This window comes from Persicitalea jodogahamensis, assembly GCF_014651615.1.
GTDB lineage: Bacteria > Bacteroidota > Bacteroidia > Cytophagales > Spirosomataceae > Persicitalea > Persicitalea jodogahamensis.
This window is the reverse complement of record NZ_BMXF01000002.1, coordinates 394,279-410,765: the sequence shown is the minus strand read 5'-3', so window position 1 is coordinate 410,765 and position 16,487 is coordinate 394,279. Positions and strand designations below refer to the sequence as shown.

Here is a 16,487-nt window from a genome sequence, read left to right as displayed (position 1 = left end):
GCTACTATCATACTTTTTTCCACGCGATTCGGCCTATCTTTCTTTCATCAGCAACACCCCCTGGTAGGAGTAATAACCGCCACTTCTGGAAAATTTTTCCAGTTTAAGTCGCATACCGGGGCGGTCAAAGGTGAGGAATTTTGAGTCGACCAGGAATGTACTCATCCCGTATTGCTTCTCGATTTCCGTAAAGCGGGCAGCCATATCCCAGGCAGCGATCTCTTCATTGTTTATGTCCGAAAGTACCAGCTTAGAGCCCCGGTCGGAGGCAGTCAATTTCCACTTTCCGGCTTCATCCTCCCGCGAGGCATCGCTGTACAAGTTGAAGGAAATCATGTAGTCGAAGCCGCGAATATTCACTCCGAACATGTCGGTATTGCCGGAAATTGCGTAATCGACTCGCCCAGAATTACCTAGTTGCAATTCCTTTACATTCACAGCCTTATTAAGCTGATACTCCATTTGCGTAGCTACCTCCTGCTGATTTTTAGTATCGGGCAAAGCAGAGAAAAACGGAGTCAGCGTATTGATTTCATTACGATCGCGAAAATAACGGATGCCCGACACCAAGCGCTCGTAATCTTCCCTTGGCAAAGTATCGGCACTGGCAATTTTCCCACTGTTATCCAGCAATTTATATTCCCGCAAAAGCGACCCAAACCTCTCGGCCTGATTCTGCCGGGAGTAAGCAAATATGCTCCACGGCCCCACCGCCAGCAGAAAACTCGCCACGCAGAGCGAGAGCGGAATCCAGCGGATGTCGTCTTTTTTACTGATCAAAAAGTAGAGCGTGACGCCCGTAAGCCAAACCGCCAGCGCGGCCACCAGATAGCGGTTTTCGGTGACGCCATACTCACCAATGCGGCGAAAAATAGCCACACCCAGCAGCACGATAAGAGGGAAAAGCGCCAGATAAAAACGCTGGGAATAAAGCCTGATCCAGCGCTCTTCGGCGCTGTCGCGGATGGGGTAAAGCAGCAGCAGGGCAAAAATTCCCGCCACCGAGAAGGCCATCACGAGGTAGGCCACGCCGCCTTCGGGCAGTTGCCATTGAATGAGAATTTTGGCTGTATAAACGTACAAAATCAGCAAGTACACTACTTCCAGCGGCAACAGCACGTACTGCGTAAACAGTTTCACGCCGCGCGAATACGACTTCTGGGCTTCCAGCAAATCCAGTTGGGCAGGAAAGCCATTCAAGAAAAACAGCGTATGAAAAAATCCGCCGATCAATACAAAAAGGTCGAGTTCTATTCTGGTGGAATACGTCACGTCGAACAGGAAGCGGACTGTTTCGACAGCGATGATGATGCCGATGTATAACGTTCCGGCGTAGAGCGTAGCGGTCAGGAATTGCAGCAGCATGGTTTTGTTGAACTGCCAGAAACCATTGGGTTCGTCGTAGCCTACGAAGGGCGCGAACGATACCAGCAGATGCGCACAAACCAAAAACATCCCGAAGCGGTAATAGTCGCGCTGAATCGGGCTTGGACTAATAGTAAAATAGTAAAGAACCAGCAGAGCCACCACGCCTAAGACTCCGGCGGCCAGTACTCCCAGACTCCACTTGCGCCGCTCGGCCACCAGATGCAGGCTCAGGAACAGTGGCAAAGCCAGGAAAAGTACCAGTGTGGTTTTAAGATATAACGGCGGAGGGTTGGGAACAGGAGGGCTTTCAATCAAAATGTAAAGCATCACAGCTTTAAAAGCCGCCGCAACCACTACCAGCGGAAAGCGGCGAACTACCTGCTCAACGCCGTAAGTGAGGTTTTTAATCGAGGGAAATCGGAGCATTTATTATAGTTAATGAATTTATTGGCCAGCATAGTTGACGTCAAAGCGCCCCTTCGTGACCTTATGCGTTCCAGTTGCCAAATTACTCGCTGGCCCCGCCTCAAATTCAAACGTTCCCGATACCGTACCTGTTGTCGTATCGGCCTTGGTAATCTCAATATATCCTGTATGAAGGGAATCCGTTGCGAAGGCTACTCCTTTACCACTATGGTATGAAGCAAAGCTTACAGGTTTCAGGTAACCTTGATAGGGTGTGGTATCTCGATTCAGCAAGTACTTACCCACTTTGCTATCAAATACGAATAAATGTATGGCCTTACCGTCCTTTGACCGTGCTGTTACACTAATCACAATACCCTTTTTAAAGATTATGTCACGAGCAAATCCTCCTTCGACTGGGCCGGGGGCCATAAACCCCTTAGCACCATTCGGAATCCAGTTTTCTCCATCAATCTTGCAACCAAAGGTGTTGGCCCCTGTTTGAGTGGGCTCAGGCAGCGGGTCCTTGATCTGGCAACTATTGAAAATGGCAAGAAACAATGACAGGCAAATCAGTACGCTTAGTCGTTGGGGATGAAGCTGCTCCATAACAAAAGGCTGTTTTCTGAATAAGAACACTTTATCAAAACTACCCAAACCGCCGCCGCATTCCAAGCAATAGCCTTTTACCTTTGTCGTTAATTGGCAACGAAATCACCCAACGCTCCCCATGAAATCCACCGCCGCTCTTTTTCTCTTTATGTTCCTTGGAATTACCACCTCAACCCAGGCGCAGCAACTCGGCCTTAGCCGTCTTTTCTACCCTAATGCTACTTTAAGCGCCAACTACATCGTCCCGACCAACTCGGCCACAACCCCCAACTTCGGCCTGACACGCACGAGTTTTCTGGGCATTATTCCAATACAAAGCGAAGTGCAGGGTAGTTTTAGTCTGAAAAAGAGATTCGATTTGCGGGCCGTCCACACGGTGCTGATCGGACAATTCACGCAGCTACAACCAACCGTCGAAGGCACAAACTTTCCTGACAATGGCTACAAAACGATATCATTGGGCGCGGTACGAATGCAGGCCAGCGTTAAGGACAAATTATGGGTCTATGGTGGGGCCATCGGCATGACGGAATCCAACGAGACGTTTTTTACGCCGCAGCCTTTCTTCTGGGGCGGCGCGGCGCGGATGCGAATCATCGGCTTGCGCAGCCAGATTGTGTACGGCTCCATTCTGGCTTACAGCCAAAAACTGCGCGTCGTTCCGGTCTTTGGGATCAACCAACGGCTGGGCAAACAATGGCGGGCCACTGCGCTGCTGCCCTTCATGGTGGATCTCAACTACCACCCCACCAAATGGTTCAGCATGGATGCGCTGGCGGGGGTAAACGGCTACAGCGGCGGCTTTCAGGTGCAGACCGCCGAGGAAAAACTACTCCGCCGCCAGAACTACCAGCACGTTAAATTGGGAGTGTCAGCCAACCTGCACTTACTGACGGTATTCAATATTTCCGCCGAAGCGGGCGTGGCGGGCTTCCGGCAGCTGCGGACGTTCAACGGTGCGCGCGAAAACCTGACTTCCTCTACCCCGCCCTTTGCGCCTTACGTTGGCGTGAGCGTCCGGTACCTGACTTCGCGCTCCAAGTTTTCGTCCAAGTTCATCGGAAAATTCGGACTGGGTGATAAGGGGTCAGTCAACTTTTAGGGTAAAGTACCCTTCGATCGTTCCGGCGACCCGGCGCACCGGCGACCCGGTTCGCTCGAGATTATTCCCGATTTTGCGGAAATAGCTTAGCGCTTTGCATAATTTGCTATTTTTGGCAGATGTAGAAATTATCAACTGCCAATTGATCAAATGCTAAAACGTTTCCTCCTCCCGCTCTGCCTTTTTTCCGTTCTTCTTGCGAAAGCCCAGATCACCGACGCACCCGCCCGCGCGGAAGGTGACGGGCCCTACGACCGGCTCATCATCCGGGGCGTGACGCTCGTCAATAGTACCGGCGCACCGCCCATTGGCCCGGTAGATATTGTGGTGGAGAAAAACAAGATCAAATCCATTCAGCAGGTAGGCAATCCCGGCGTGCCCATCGATCCTAAACGCCGTCCGCAAGCCAAAGCGGGCGATAAGGAACTCGACTGCTCGGGCATGTACCTTATGCCGGGACTCATCGATATGCACGGCCACATCGGCGGTAAGGCGCAGGGTACACCTTCGGAGTACGTCTTCAAGCTGTGGATGGCCCACGGCATAACTACCATCCGCGACCCTTCGGCGGGTAACGGGCTGGACTGGGTGCTTGAACACAAGAAGAAAAGTCAGGAAAACAAAATCACCGCCCCGCGCATCCTGGCGTATACGGCTTTCGGTATGGGTGCAAAAGAACCTATAAGTACCCCCGAGCAAGCCCGTGACTGGGTGCGGCAAAATGCCAAGAACGGAGCCGACGGCATCAAGTTTTTCGGGGCCGAGCCGGAGATTTTCAAGGCTGCCCTGGACGAAAACAAAAAGCTGGGCCTGCGCTCGGCCTGCCACCACGCGCAACTGGAAGTAGCGCGCATGAACGTGTTGGCTACGGCCAAAGCCGGACTGACCACCATGGAACACTGGTACGGCCTGCCCGAGGCAATGTTCGAGGACAAAACCATCCAAAACTACCCCGCCGACTACAACTACAACAACGAACAAAACCGCTTCGAGCAAGCCGGGAAACTCTGGCAGCAAGCCGCTAAACCCGGCTCCGACAAATGGAATCAGGTGATGGACGAACTCATTGCCCTGGATTTCACCATCGACCCGACTTTCAACATCTACGAAGCCAACCGCGAACTGATGCTGGCCCGCCGCGCCGAGTGGCACGATGAGTACACGCTGCCGTCGCTCTGGCGTTTTTATGGGCCTAGCCGCGTGTCGCACGGGTCGTACTGGCACAATTGGGGTACCGAGCAGGAAGTAGAGTGGAAGCGTAACTACCAGCTGTGGATGCAGTTTATCAACGAGTACAAGAATCGCGGCGGCCGCGTCACGGCGGGTTCCGACTCAGGTTTCATCTACCAACTTTACGGCTTTGCCTACACCCGCGAGCTGGAACTACTGCGCGAGGCGGGCTTCCACCCGCTGGAAGTGATTCGCGCCGCGACCATCAAAGGTGCAGAGGCCCTTGGCATGGCTGATCAGATCGGTTCAGTGGAAATAGGAAAACTGGCTGATTTCGTGATCGTGGAAGAAAATCCGTTGGCCAATCTCAAGGTACTTTACGGCACCGGAGCCATTCACCTCGACGAAAACAATGAAGTGACCCGCGTCGGTGGCGTGAAGTATACCGTCAAGGACGGCATCGTCTATGATGCTAAGAAGCTACTGGCAGATGTCCGCGCCATTGTAGAAACAGCTAAAAAGGACGAGAATTTCCAGATCGTGCAGCCGGGCATGCCGCAGCCTGCCGGGAAGCTGGGGAGTGGAAATTGAGTAATGGAGATCTATGATAATCAAATTTAATTAGAAAAAGTATGAATGTTATTCTTGACGCAATAGAAGAAAATTTACGGCAGATGAGGGTGCAGTTTGAAAAAACGTTGCCTTCATTTACTAGAGACAGGAAGCAAACAGGGGATATAAAAGAAGTGTCTGTTCAAGAACTTATTCAAAGTTTTCTATTAGATACTTACCAAGTGAAAAAGGGAGGAATCTTTCACGAACAAGGTCAGACAAACGAGATAGATTGTATAATTTTAGCTCCCAATCATCCAAAATTGTTGACACCAATCAGAGAAATAATTATTGCTGAGGGAGTTTATTGTGCGATTGAAATCAAACCTGATATAGCGACACTCACTTATAAATCAGAGTTTTACCGCTCCTTAGTACAAATCAAGTCAGTAAAGGCTATTAATAGAAAATTAAAACTGCTATCCACTCAGAAGGATCTACCTGATCACCTTCATAGAATACCAAGCTGCATTTTTTCAAAAGACGCTCGCCCAGCAGAAGATACTGTCGCTTTTATGCTTGATTGCATCAACCAAGGTAAGCTTACTACATACGAGTTACCAGATGCTATTGTCGTAATTGATAACTATATCATATTTCATTCCACGAATGTAGGTAGCACAATATTTAAAGATTGGGCGAGTGATAGAACGGCTGAAGAAGACGTATTCTTAATACTGAAAACCGAAAAAAGTTCGATTGCGATTTTTTTGCTAATCTTGTTTAATTTTCCATCGCCTATTCCTGATATTACAGAAAATATTCTATTAAAATATCTTAAAGTTGGGACGGTAGATTATGATGTTGTGCCGATAGCATCAGTATTGAATAGATAATTTATGGCCGTACCTTACTCATCTCAAATTCCAGCGACATTTTCACGGTTTTCCATTCCGATTGGATAATGGAAAATACCACGGTATCGCGCAGCAATCCCTGTTGGTCGATGCGGTGATTTCGTAGCACTCCATCCTGTTTCGCCCCGAGCCGGAGGATGGCGTTGCGCGAGCGGTAGTTGAACCAGTTGGTTCTGAATTCTACCGCTATCGTATGGAGACTTTCAAAGGCGTGTCGGAGCAGCAGGTACTTGCATTCGGTGTTCACGCCCGTGCGCTGAACGCTTTTGGCGTACCAGGTATGGCCTATTTCCAGGCGTCGGTTTGCCGAATCGATATTGCAGTACCGTGTCGTGCCGATTATTCTGCCATCCGCTTTATTGACCACCGCGAACGGTAGAGACTTCCCATTCTCCTGCTCCCGAAAAGCATTTTCCAGGTAGGTGTCGATTGTCTCTTCTGTGGGTATCAGTGTGTACCAGATATTCCATAATTCGCCATCAGCGGCGGCTTTCATCAGACCTTCCCGATGCGATTTTTCCAGAGGGACCAGGTCTACTTTTTTTCCTTCCAGTTTTATGGAATTCAACCAGTTTGGCATAGTATTGTTGTTTTTATAGTTTAGGAAACAGGCAAATATAAATAGCCTGTCGCTCTAACCGATTGCCCTACTTTTTATTCTTTAATTGGCTTCCTATGGATTTCGGAAAACTGGACAACATTGAAGGCGTAGACTTCACGCTTCCTAATACGCATACGTTCACCACAGAAACGCTGGCAGACGCCGCGCTGACAAGCGTTACGCCTTCGCCCAAAATGGAGGTGTACGTCGGGCCGCCGATTTGGGCCAACAAAGAGTGGGTAGGCAAGATTTACCCGACCAACGCCAAAGACAAAGATTTCCTCTACCACTATACCCGGCAGTTCAACACCATCGAACTGAACGTGACGCACTACCAGATACCCACCGACGACACCATCGACCGCTGGCGCGACACCGCCCCCGACGGCTTCAAGTACTGCCCCAAGTGGCCGCAGGCCATCAGCCACGATGCTCAACTGGTGAACGTGATACTGCCTTCGGATGAATTTGTGCGGGCAGTCCTAGGCTTGGAAGACAAGTTGGGGACTACTTTTCTGCAATTGGGGCCTTCGTTCGATACGTCCAAATTCTCAAATCTCGAGTTTTTCCTGAAAGCTCTACCCAAAGATTTTCCCATTGCGGTCGAGTTTCGGCACCCGAGCTGGTTTACCGATGACTATGCCTGGCAGCGCACGCTTGAATTGTTTCACGAATTGGGTGTCGGCACGGTGATGTCCGATGTGTCGGGTCGCCGCGACGTGCTGCACATGGCGCTCACCACGCCTACGCTCACGCTGCGCTTTGTGGGTAATGAGCTACACCCGACCGATTATTCGCGTACCGACGAATGGCTGCAGCGTATCCGGGCGTGGATGGAGCAAGGCTTGCAGCGGGTTTTTATTTTCATCCATACCGAAGACAATACCTATTCCCCGGAATTGGCCAAGTACTGGATCGAAGGCTTCAATGCCAAGATGGGCCTCTCCGTTCAGCCGCCCGAAATCAGGGCGCAGGTGATTCAGGGAGAATTGTTTTGAGCAAGTATTTCTATTTTCCATCAAAAACATTTTTTATCTTTGCCCCATGTCAAAGACAATATCCCGCTGCCTGCTGCATCATCGCCTTTTTGGTTAAAGGCTTCGGGAGGAGTGTCGACAAAAGATAATACTGTGTAATAAGGTTGAATACAGTGTACCCCGAAGCCCGGTTCCGCAAAGAATCGGGCTTCTTTTTGTGAATTATTCAGATTATACTTCGACGGATACCCTAAACAATTCATTACATCAACAGCCCTTTGAAAACTGTCATTATCAAATACAACGCGGGTAACGTCCAGTCGGTCATGTATGCACTGGATCGCCTGGGCGTAAACTACCTTTATACCGATGAGGAAGAAGAAATCCGCTCGGCAGATCGGGTGATTTTCCCCGGCGTAGGCGAGGCAAGTACCGCGATGGCCTACCTGCGCAGCAAAAAGCTGGATAAGCTCATACCGTCGCTAACGCAGCCCGTGCTGGGTACCTGCATAGGAATGCAGCTCATGTGCCGTTATTCCGAAGAAAACAGCACCGACTGTCTGGGGATTTTCGATGTGGATGTAAAAAGGTTTCCAAAAACTCCCGGCGTCAAAGTACCCCATATGGGCTGGAACAGCATCTACGACTACCAAAGTACCTTGCTGACAGGACTGGAAGAGAAAGCCTATGTCTATTTTGTCCACAGCTACGCGCCGCCCGTCTGCGACTACACCATTGCTACCTGCAACTACATCCATCCATTCAGCGCCATGCTGCACCGTGATAATTTCTACGCCGCCCAGTTCCACTGCGAAATCAGCGGCGATGTGGGCGAAAAGATTCTAAGTAATTTTTTAAAAGGTGAATAAATCAATCAAAACGCTTCCCGCCAAACTACACTTTTTGCCTCTGTACCTTTGAAACTTTGCCCCTTAAAAAATGAACATCATTCCCGCCATAGACCTCATCGAAGGCAAGTGCGTTCGCCTCACACAGGGCGACTACGCACAGAAGAAAATCTATAATGAAAAACCGCTCGAAGTAGCCAAACAGTTTGAAGACGCCGGACTCACACGCCTGCACCTGGTGGACCTGGACGGAGCCAAAGCCAAGAAGGTCGTCAACTGGAAGGTACTTGAAACGATCGCCGGCAAAACAGGTCTGCACGTAGATTTCGGCGGCGGTGTTCAGTCAGACGACGACCTGCGGGTGGCTTTCGAGTGTGGTGCCAAACAGGTGACGGGCGGCAGCGTAGCCGTAAAGCAGCCTGATTTATTCGAGCATTGGCTGAAAACCTATGGCGGCGAGAAAATCATCCTGGGTGCCGACGCCAAAAACGAGAAAATTGCCGTCAGCGGCTGGGAGGAAGGTACCGAACTTTGGGTGTATGATTTTGTGGAAAAGTACCAGCAAAAAGGCGTGAAGTACATCATCAGCACTGACGTCGCCAAAGACGGCCTGCTGCAGGGTCCGTCTTTTGACCTGTACAACAATCTGCAAGACAAATGCCCCGATCTGCACGTCATCGCCAGCGGCGGGGTCAGCGACATGGGCGATCTCGAACGGCTGGCCGAGATGGGACTTTATGGCGTCATCGTGGGCAAAGCCATTTATGAGGGCCGCGTAACGCTGGCCGAACTAAGCAAATTGAACGAACTATGCTGACCAAGCGCATTATTCCCTGTCTGGATGTCAAGGACGGGCGTACCGTAAAGGGTGTCAACTTCGTGAACCTTCGTGATGCAGGCGACGCCGTAGAACTCGGAGCGCTCTACGCCGCACAAGGGGCCGACGAACTGGTATTCCTGGACATCACTGCTACCGTGGAGGGCCGGGGTACTTTCATTGAACTGGTAAGACGCGTGGCGCATACGGTCAATATACCCTTCACGGTGGGAGGCGGGATTTCTTCCAAGGCCGACGTGTCGGCGCTGCTTCATGCCGGCGCCGATAAGGTTTCGATCAATTCGGCCGCAGTGAGGAACCCGGCCCTGATCGACGAACTGGCGCTGGAATTTGGTAGTCAGTGCATCGTGGTGGCGATTGACAGCCGATACGTGCCGCACATTGAGGACGTGCCCGACGCGGGCGGTGACCACCTCGTCCACACCCACGGCGGGCGTACACCCACTGCTATTAAAACAATTCCCTGGGCCAAAGAAGTAGAAGACCGCGGCGCGGGCGAGATCCTGCTGACCTCGATGGACACGGATGGCACTAAAAACGGCTTCGCGCTGGAACTCACGGCTACCATTTCTGGTGCCGCCAATATTCCTGTAATTGCCTCGGGCGGCGCCGGAACGATGGATCACTTTCAGGAAGTGTTTACCACCGGCAAGGCCGATGCCGGACTCGCCGCCAGTATTTTTCATTTCCGGGAAATCGACATTCCCGATTTAAAGCAATATTTGCAAGACAAGGGACTACCGATGCGCTTGTAATGTGGTACGGCCAGCCTGGCCGTCTTATCGCGTCGCTGGAAAGCCGTATCGCAAGTTCTACCCAACTGCTGACGCATGCCGGGCGGACACACAGCCCTCCCCTCAATAATTTGAACTATGAATCTTGATTTCCAAAAATCCCCCGACGGCCTTCTCCCCGCCATCATTCAGGACCACGCCACGGGCAAAGTACTGATGTTGGGCTATATGAACGCCGAGGCGCTTGACAAAACCAAAGCCGAAGGCAAAGTGACCTTTTTTAGCCGTAGCAAGCAACGGCTCTGGACCAAGGGCGAAACAAGCGATAACTTCCTGCACGTTAAGGAAATACTCACAGACTGCGACGGCGATACGATTCTGATCAAAGCCGACCCCGCCGGACCCACCTGCCATACCGGGGCCGACACTTGTTTTGACGAAGTCAATGACGGTCAGGCTCCGTTCTTGAATTACTTACAAAAGAGGATCATCCGCGACCGCAAACAAAACCCTTCCGACACCTCTTACACAACTTCCCTATTCCGAAAAGGGGTCAACAAAATTGCTCAGAAGGTTGGGGAGGAAGCCGTGGAAGTCGTGATCGAGGCCAAAGACGATAACGACGACCTGTTCAAAGGTGAGGTTGCCGACCTGCTCTTCCATCTTTTGGTACTTCTGGAACATAAAAATATTGACTTAGACGAAATAATCAGCGTTCTTCGTACCCGTCACCAATAATTGAGTTCATGAGTCGGTAAGTTTATGAGTACATGAGTTTTGCTGACTCCTGAACTTTATCAAACTTATACACTCATAAACTTTAAACTCATAAACTCCAATGAACCTCCTTCTCCGTCTGGTCATCAGCACCGTCGCCATCATCGTTGCGGCCAACCTGCTGGATGGCGTCGTCGTCACCAACGTCACCACTGCGCTCATCGCCGCCATCGTGCTGGGCTTTCTCAATGCCTTCGTGCGGCCCGTACTGCAAATCCTTGCCCTGCCCATTACAATTCTGACACTGGGGCTCTTTTACTTTGTCATCAATATTCTGATGGTGTACTTCGCCGCCGCGCTGGTGGATGGCTTTGCGGTGAATGGCTTTATTTCGGCAGCCCTTTTCGCCCTTATCGTCGCCGTTATTTCGGGGATTCTGGGAATGTTCCTGGACTAAGCGGAAACCAGAATCAGTCCAAATCAGAAAGCCTTTGCCGGCAATTCATTACTTTTGGGCAATTTCGTGAGCAGTCAGCAATAAGTGACACTACCCAGAATCACCGGATGCAGCAGAAGAATACTAAAATAGCGGCCCTTTTGAAGAAAAAGCGTCACGAGCAAAAGAAATCTTTTGCCGTGCTGTTGGACCCTGATAAGGTAGATTTCTCCAATTTTCCGGAATTTCTGGCAAATGCCGCCTCTTATGGCGTCGATTTCTTTTTTGTGGGAGGCAGCCTGGTCACCCGTTATGCCATCGACCAGTTGGTGGCAGCCATCCATGAGCATACCAGTATTCCAGCGATCCTTTTTCCTGGAAACAGTCTGCATATCGAGCCGAGTGCGGATGCGATCCTGTTGCTTTCCCTCATATCCGGGCGCAACCCCGAATTACTGATTGGCCAGCACGTCATCGCTGCTCCCCTACTACGGCAGAGTCAGCTTGAAATTCTGCCAACCGGCTATATGCTGGTCGAGAGTGGCAAGCTCACTACGGTTTCCTACATGAGCAACACGACCCCCATGCCTCACGATAAGCCCAGCGTGGCCGCCTGTACTGCCATGGCGGGTGAGATGCTTGGCTTGAAGCTCATGTACCTTGACGCGGGCAGTGGCGCGCAGTATGCCGTACCGGAAGCCATTATAGCTGCAGTGAGCTCGGCCACCGACACCCCGCTGATCGTGGGTGGCGGCATCGACTCCGGCGAGAAGGCCTATACGGCGCTGGAAGCGGGGGCTGATGTAGTCGTGATCGGCAACGGAATCGAGCGCAACCCACTCCTGCTTCCCGAAATAGCACAATGCGTGAAGGCCTTCAACCAAAAATCTGTCAAGGCTGTCTGAGCAAAATATATATCTTAGAAGCTGCTTTGTATAAAAACAAGCACTTGCATCATTTTCTAAGGAAATTCTAAGTTCTGGGAAAAATACAACCCAAATAATTTTGCAGATCATTTTTTCGTAGTACATTTGTCCCATCAAAAACCTTATTAACACTACAAAAAATGAAAAAAGTACTTGCATTCGCATTCGTTGCCGGCATGATGGCATTCGCTTCTTGCACCAGCAAACCTTCTGAGGACGCCGCTATGGAAGATTCAACTACCATGACGATGGACACTGACACTATGATGATGGACATGGACACTATGTCTATGGACACCATGATGACTGACACTTTGTAATAAAAAGTAAAGTCGAACAAATAAAAAGGCCAATCCCAAATGGGGTTGGCCTTTTTATTTGTGTCAAACCTTCGTTATTTCTTATTTACCACCGCCAGTCCTGACCAAGTACCAGCTCCTGCTTGAGCCCCTGCGTGGTGAGGTAGTCGCGGGTCTGGTTGTCGTTGAGCCGCTTGGCGGTAAGTGTTTTTGCATTTGCCAGGGCATAGAGGTACATCGAGCCAATACGGACAGTGTTTTCCAATTGCTGCTTATCGACCAGTTCAAAGCGGTCGCAGTCGGCATGATAGCATTGGAGAACCGACATGGGCAAACTACCCGACAAGCCTGCCACCGGCACTCCCTGCAGCATGAACGGCTGGTGATCGCTGTGCAGGCCGGCACGACTGGTGAATTGATTTCCGAAAGCCGGATCGACCTTTTTGATATCGGCTCCCACCTGCTGAAAAAAGTCAGCCATATCGGCGCGTCCGAAGCCGTTGGCCCCTTTGGGGTCATTGGTCATGTCAAGATTCATCATGTAGGCCACCTTCTCGATGTCGCCCGTCCGGACAAGTTCCCGCACCATGTGCTTGGAGCCGAGTAACCCCTGCTCTTCGCCCATGAACATGACAAACTTGATGGTACGCCGGGGCTTGTCCTTCAACGCTTTGAACGTACGGGCAATATCCAGTACGCTAAAAGAGCCGATCCCGTTATCGATTGCACCCGTGGCCAGGTCCCAGGAGTCGAGATGTCCGCCGACGATCACGCACTCGTCACTCTTTCCTTTAAGCGTAGCGATGACATTACGCGCCTTGATGGGCTTTGAGAAATTGCGCATATTGATATGGGCTTCCAGCGGGCCTTCTTCGCCCAGCCAGGTGCGCAACTCACGGCCACTGTCGTTGGATATGCACACCGCCGGAATAGCGATGAGGGCCCCCGTCACTGAGGCCGTGCCCGTGAGCAGGATTTTGCCCGGTGCCTGATTGACCATGATAATACCGCCCGCGCCGTACTTGATGGCCAAGGCAGTTTTTTCGGAGCGGTGCAGATTCTTTTTTCCCGGCCCGCCTACGAGCCCAATGTTGGCCACGGCAATTTTGCCTTTGATCTTATCCTTTACGGCTTCAAAGTCCTCTTCCAGCCCGTTACCCACGTCCACGATGCCTGCTTTCATGTCGGACATCACCGGTGAATGTGCCAGCGAAACCACCGGAACCTCCCGGTAGTTGTCGCTGCTCTCGGGAACGATGCTCAGCGTTACCGTGTCGCGGCTCCACGACTCCACCTCAAAGGGTTGGTACTGTACATCGTTGTAGCCATAGCTTTTCAGCAGATTGAAAGCATACTCTTCGGCTTTCATGCCTTGGGTACTTCCCGTCAGTCGATGGCCGATTTTCCTGGTGGCTTCGCCGAGGGTTTCGTATACCCGGCTGCGTTGTCGTACTTCGGTATCGATACGGCGGAAGGATTTTTCCCAGCCTTCCTGATCCGGGCCGAATCCGGCTACCACTATCACCACACCGCCCGCGAGGGCCATTCGTAATTTTTTATTCATGGGTTAGAAAAATGGATATTAAAAAGCTGACAAAGACACGAGTGTCATTATCAGTAATGGAGTGACATTATAACAGATTTCGGGGAAATAGGTGCGCTGGAATTGCCTTTTAAAGAACTAAAATAGGCAAGAATTCCATTTCTAGGGTAATCTTGACGGTTAAACTGCTGTTAAATTTTCATATTCATTCCATTTCACTTCCAAACACCGGCCCCAATTCCAAAAAAATATGCTTTTTGATAAAAAAAATACGGCCCCCAAAGCCGCAAAACTACCCACTACCTTTAACCTTCACGACGACACCCGCACCGACGATTACTACTGGTTGCGCGAGCGGGAGAGTGAAACCGTACTGGCCCACCTCCGCGCCGAGAATGCCTATACCGATTCCGTAATGGCTCCGTTACAGGATTTCAAAGATCATCTTTTCCAGGAAATGAAGGGCCGCATCAAGGAGAAAGACGAGTCGGTACCCGTTCGTGACGGTGCTTACTGGTACTATGCCCGCTACGACGAGGGGGCCGAGTATCCGCTATACTGCCGCAAGCACCATAACCTGGAAGCCCCGGAGGAGGTCATGCTCGACCTGAATGAGCGTGCCGCCGGACATGGTTACTACTCGGCCACCTTCCCCGAAACCAGCGACGACGATATTGTAGCCGCCATCGGCGAAGACACCGTGAGCCGCCGACTCTACACGCTGCGCTTCCGCAATCTGACCACAGGCGAGTGGTATCCCGATGTCGTCCCTAATACCGAAGGGGGTAGTTACGCCTGGGCCGCTGACAATCAGACGATTTTTTATATCCGTAAAAACGTGGACACGTTGCTGGGCTACCAGGTGTGGCGGCATAAGCTGGGGACCGACGTCCGTGACGATGTGCTGCTTTACCAGGAGGCCGACGAGCAATACTACCTCGGCTTATACCGGACAAAATCCAAGAAATACGTTGCTCTGGTAGCCGCCCATAACGGTGTGGCTACGGAATACCGACTTCTGAATGCTCAAAATCCTACGGGGGAGCTGGAGGTGGCGATTCCGCGCCGGCGTGGGCATGAATACTCGCTGGAACATTATCAGGACATCTTCTACCTGGTCACTAATCAGAACGGCGCCGAGAATTATAAGTTAGTGCAGGTCGCTGAAGCTAAGGTGCGGGATGAAGACCAGTGGCGGGAAGTTATCCCTCACCGCACCGATGTATTTCTGGAAGGGATCGAAGTATTCAGCCGGTATTTAGTGGTGCAGGAGCGCCACGAGGGCCTGCTGCGCATTCGGGTGATTCCGCAAAATGCAGGAGAAGAAGAGCATTATCTCGATTTCGGCGAAGCGGCCTACACTGCCTACACCAGCAGTAATCCGGAGTTCGAAACCACCACGCTACGCTATGGCTACACGTCGCTGACCACACCCAGTTCGGTGTATGATTACGACATGAGCACGCGCGCCAAAACGCTCATGAAAGAACAGGAGGTCGTGGGAGATTTTGACAAATCCCAGTATACCACCGAACGCCTTTATGCCCCCACCCGCGATGGAGCCAGGGTGCCGATTTCAGTGGTTTATAAAAATGACTTTGTGAAAGACGGCAACGGTCCGCTGCTCCAGTACGCCTACGGTTCCTATGGCTCATCCATGGATCCCACTTTCAGTTCAGCTCGGCTGAGCTTGCTCGATCGGGGATTTGCCTTCGCAATCTGCCACATCAGGGGTGGTCAGGAGATGGGGCGTGCCTGGTACGACAACGGGCGGCTATTGCGAAAACTCAACACCTTCACGGACTTTATCGATTGTGCCGAATTTTTGATCAAGGAAAAATGGACATCGCCCGCCAGCCTGTACGCCATGGGTGGCAGTGCGGGCGGCCTGCTGATGGGGGCGGTCGCCAACCTTCGGCCCGACCTCTACCACGGCATGGTGGCGCAGGTACCCTTCGTGGACGTGGTAACGACGATGCTCGACGACACCATTCCACTCACTACGGGGGAATATGAAGAATGGGGGAATCCGAATGAAAAGCCGTTTTATGACTACATGAAGACGTATTCGCCCTACGATAATGTCAGGGCGCAGGCTTATCCCAACCTTCTTGTCACCACGGGCCTTCACGACTCGCAGGTACAGTACTGGGAACCCGCCAAATGGGTGGCCAAGTTGCGTGAATTGAAAACCGATGAGAACCTCATCCTGTTGCATTGCGATATGGAAACGGGCCACGGCGGAGCCTCTGGCCGATTCAAGAAACTCCATGACATAGCGCTTGAATTCGCCTTTTTGTTAGGGCTTGCGGAAAAGGCTTCAAAACCAGTGGAAGACCTCGTTAGTTAGCCTGACCATTTTGGAGCTTCCGTATTCGTAACGTTTCATACATAAGAAAGCCGCAGGAAAAATGATTTTCCTGCGGCTTTCTTATAAACTAC

General features: G+C 51.3%; 16 protein-coding genes. 12 read left to right on the top strand and 4 right to left on the bottom strand.

Features of this window, described 5'->3' with window-relative positions:
- Nucleotides 1-33: 33 nt before the first annotated feature.
- Entirely contained in the window at nucleotides 34-1,794 is a 1,761-nt protein-coding gene (locus IE117_RS11845) for a DUF4153 domain-containing protein (protein WP_189564625.1), read from the bottom strand.
- 18 nt (nucleotides 1,795-1,812) lie between these two features.
- Nucleotides 1,813-2,382 carry a Riean_0653 family protein gene (locus IE117_RS11840; RefSeq protein ID WP_229580772.1) on the bottom strand — a complete coding sequence of 190 codons (570 nt, stop codon included), beginning with the start codon at nucleotides 2,380-2,382 and terminating at the stop codon, nucleotides 1,813-1,815.
- A gap of 121 nt (nucleotides 2,383-2,503) precedes the next feature.
- Here IE117_RS11840 and IE117_RS11835 point away from each other — a divergent pair, with 121 nt between their 5' ends.
- The 3 genes from IE117_RS11835 to IE117_RS11825 all read left to right on the top strand — a co-directional run bounded on the left by IE117_RS11835 (nucleotide 2,504) and on the right by IE117_RS11825 (nucleotide 6,105).
- Nucleotides 2,504-3,487, top strand: coding sequence for a hypothetical protein (locus IE117_RS11835; RefSeq protein ID WP_189564623.1), 984 nt, complete (start codon nucleotides 2,504-2,506; stop codon nucleotides 3,485-3,487).
- Between the two features lie 150 nt (nucleotides 3,488-3,637).
- Nucleotides 3,638-5,248 carry an amidohydrolase family protein gene (locus tag IE117_RS11830; protein WP_189564622.1) on the top strand — a complete coding sequence of 537 codons (1,611 nt, stop codon included), beginning with the start codon at nucleotides 3,638-3,640 and terminating at the stop codon, nucleotides 5,246-5,248.
- Between the two features lie 41 nt (nucleotides 5,249-5,289).
- Entirely contained in the window at nucleotides 5,290-6,105 is an 816-nt protein-coding gene (locus IE117_RS11825; protein ID WP_189564621.1) for a DUF6602 domain-containing protein, read from the top strand.
- Between the two features lies 1 nt (nucleotide 6,106).
- Here the strand turns inward: IE117_RS11825 and IE117_RS11820 are convergent, their stop codons facing one another.
- Complete coding sequence (locus IE117_RS11820) at nucleotides 6,107-6,706, bottom strand: GNAT family N-acetyltransferase (RefSeq protein ID WP_189564620.1); 600 nt, start codon at nucleotides 6,704-6,706, stop codon at nucleotides 6,107-6,109.
- Between the two features lie 95 nt (nucleotides 6,707-6,801).
- Between IE117_RS11820 and IE117_RS11815 the strand changes: the two genes are divergently transcribed.
- The 8 genes from IE117_RS11815 to IE117_RS11780 all read left to right on the top strand — a co-directional run bounded on the left by IE117_RS11815 (nucleotide 6,802) and on the right by IE117_RS11780 (nucleotide 12,523).
- Complete coding sequence (locus tag IE117_RS11815) at nucleotides 6,802-7,725, top strand: DUF72 domain-containing protein (protein WP_189564619.1); 924 nt, start codon at nucleotides 6,802-6,804, stop codon at nucleotides 7,723-7,725.
- 257 nt (nucleotides 7,726-7,982) lie between these two features.
- Nucleotides 7,983-8,573, top strand: a complete 591-nt coding sequence (gene hisH / locus IE117_RS11810; protein WP_189564618.1) for an imidazole glycerol phosphate synthase subunit HisH — start codon at nucleotides 7,983-7,985, stop codon at nucleotides 8,571-8,573.
- A 70-nt stretch (nucleotides 8,574-8,643) separates the two neighbouring features.
- Nucleotides 8,644-9,369, top strand: a complete 726-nt coding sequence (gene hisA / locus IE117_RS11805; RefSeq protein ID WP_189564617.1) for a 1-(5-phosphoribosyl)-5-[(5-phosphoribosylamino)methylideneamino]imidazole-4-carboxamide isomerase — start codon at nucleotides 8,644-8,646, stop codon at nucleotides 9,367-9,369.
- Nucleotides 9,363-10,145, top strand: coding sequence for an imidazole glycerol phosphate synthase subunit HisF (hisF, locus tag IE117_RS11800; protein ID WP_189564616.1), 783 nt, complete (start codon nucleotides 9,363-9,365; stop codon nucleotides 10,143-10,145). Before hisA ends, hisF begins: the two co-directional genes overlap by 7 nt.
- A 117-nt stretch (nucleotides 10,146-10,262) precedes the next feature.
- A complete protein-coding gene (gene hisIE / locus IE117_RS11795; RefSeq protein ID WP_189564615.1) occupies nucleotides 10,263-10,862 on the top strand; it encodes a bifunctional phosphoribosyl-AMP cyclohydrolase/phosphoribosyl-ATP diphosphatase HisIE in 600 nt (199 codons plus the stop codon).
- Between the two features lie 100 nt (nucleotides 10,863-10,962).
- Nucleotides 10,963-11,298: a phage holin family protein gene (locus IE117_RS11790; protein ID WP_189564614.1), complete on the top strand. Its 336-nt coding sequence runs from the start codon at nucleotides 10,963-10,965 to the stop codon at nucleotides 11,296-11,298.
- A gap of 107 nt (nucleotides 11,299-11,405) precedes the next feature.
- The gene (locus IE117_RS11785; protein WP_189564613.1) at nucleotides 11,406-12,182 is read left to right on the top strand and encodes a phosphoglycerol geranylgeranyltransferase; all 777 of its coding nucleotides are present in this window, start codon (nucleotides 11,406-11,408) and stop codon (nucleotides 12,180-12,182) included.
- 161 nt (nucleotides 12,183-12,343) lie between these two features.
- The gene (locus IE117_RS11780; RefSeq protein ID WP_229580769.1) at nucleotides 12,344-12,523 is read left to right on the top strand and encodes a hypothetical protein; all 180 of its coding nucleotides are present in this window, start codon (nucleotides 12,344-12,346) and stop codon (nucleotides 12,521-12,523) included.
- Nucleotides 12,524-12,608: 85 nt separating this feature from the next.
- Here the strand turns inward: IE117_RS11780 and IE117_RS11775 are convergent, their stop codons facing one another.
- Entirely contained in the window at nucleotides 12,609-14,066 is a 1,458-nt protein-coding gene (locus tag IE117_RS11775) for a M20/M25/M40 family metallo-hydrolase (protein ID WP_189564611.1), read from the bottom strand.
- A 229-nt stretch (nucleotides 14,067-14,295) separates the two neighbouring features.
- On the opposite strand from IE117_RS11775, the gene IE117_RS11770 reads away from it, so the two are divergent.
- Nucleotides 14,296-16,395: a S9 family peptidase gene (locus IE117_RS11770; RefSeq protein WP_189564610.1), complete on the top strand. Its 2,100-nt coding sequence runs from the start codon at nucleotides 14,296-14,298 to the stop codon at nucleotides 16,393-16,395.
- Nucleotides 16,396-16,487 lie beyond the last annotated feature (92 nt).

Excerpts from the sequence above, each read along its gene's own strand:
- IE117_RS11785 (WP_189564613.1), top strand. The coding sequence starts at position 11,406 with ATGCAGCAGAAGAATACTAAAATAGCGGCCCTTTTGAAGAAAAAGCGT.
- IE117_RS11835 (WP_189564623.1), top strand. The coding sequence starts at position 2,504 with ATGAAATCCACCGCCGCTCTTTTTCTCTTTATGTTCCTTGGAATTACC.
- IE117_RS11840 (WP_229580772.1), bottom strand. The coding sequence starts at position 2,382 with ATGGAGCAGCTTCATCCCCAACGACTAAGCGTACTGATTTGCCTGTCA.
- IE117_RS11830 (WP_189564622.1), top strand. The coding sequence starts at position 3,638 with ATGCTAAAACGTTTCCTCCTCCCGCTCTGCCTTTTTTCCGTTCTTCTT.
- IE117_RS11790 (WP_189564614.1), top strand. The coding sequence starts at position 10,963 with ATGAACCTCCTTCTCCGTCTGGTCATCAGCACCGTCGCCATCATCGTT.
- IE117_RS11775 (WP_189564611.1), bottom strand. The coding sequence starts at position 14,066 with ATGAATAAAAAATTACGAATGGCCCTCGCGGGCGGTGTGGTGATAGTG.
- IE117_RS11815 (WP_189564619.1), top strand. The coding sequence starts at position 6,802 with ATGGATTTCGGAAAACTGGACAACATTGAAGGCGTAGACTTCACGCTT.
- hisIE (WP_189564615.1), top strand. The coding sequence starts at position 10,263 with ATGAATCTTGATTTCCAAAAATCCCCCGACGGCCTTCTCCCCGCCATC.
- IE117_RS11820 (WP_189564620.1), bottom strand. The coding sequence starts at position 6,706 with ATGCCAAACTGGTTGAATTCCATAAAACTGGAAGGAAAAAAAGTAGAC.
- IE117_RS11825 (WP_189564621.1), top strand. The coding sequence starts at position 5,290 with ATGAATGTTATTCTTGACGCAATAGAAGAAAATTTACGGCAGATGAGG.
- IE117_RS11845 (WP_189564625.1), bottom strand. The coding sequence starts at position 1,794 with ATGCTCCGATTTCCCTCGATTAAAAACCTCACTTACGGCGTTGAGCAG.
- hisF (WP_189564616.1), top strand. The coding sequence starts at position 9,363 with ATGCTGACCAAGCGCATTATTCCCTGTCTGGATGTCAAGGACGGGCGT.
- IE117_RS11780 (WP_229580769.1), top strand. The coding sequence starts at position 12,344 with ATGAAAAAAGTACTTGCATTCGCATTCGTTGCCGGCATGATGGCATTC.
- hisA (WP_189564617.1), top strand. The coding sequence starts at position 8,644 with ATGAACATCATTCCCGCCATAGACCTCATCGAAGGCAAGTGCGTTCGC.
- IE117_RS11770 (WP_189564610.1), top strand. The coding sequence starts at position 14,296 with ATGCTTTTTGATAAAAAAAATACGGCCCCCAAAGCCGCAAAACTACCC.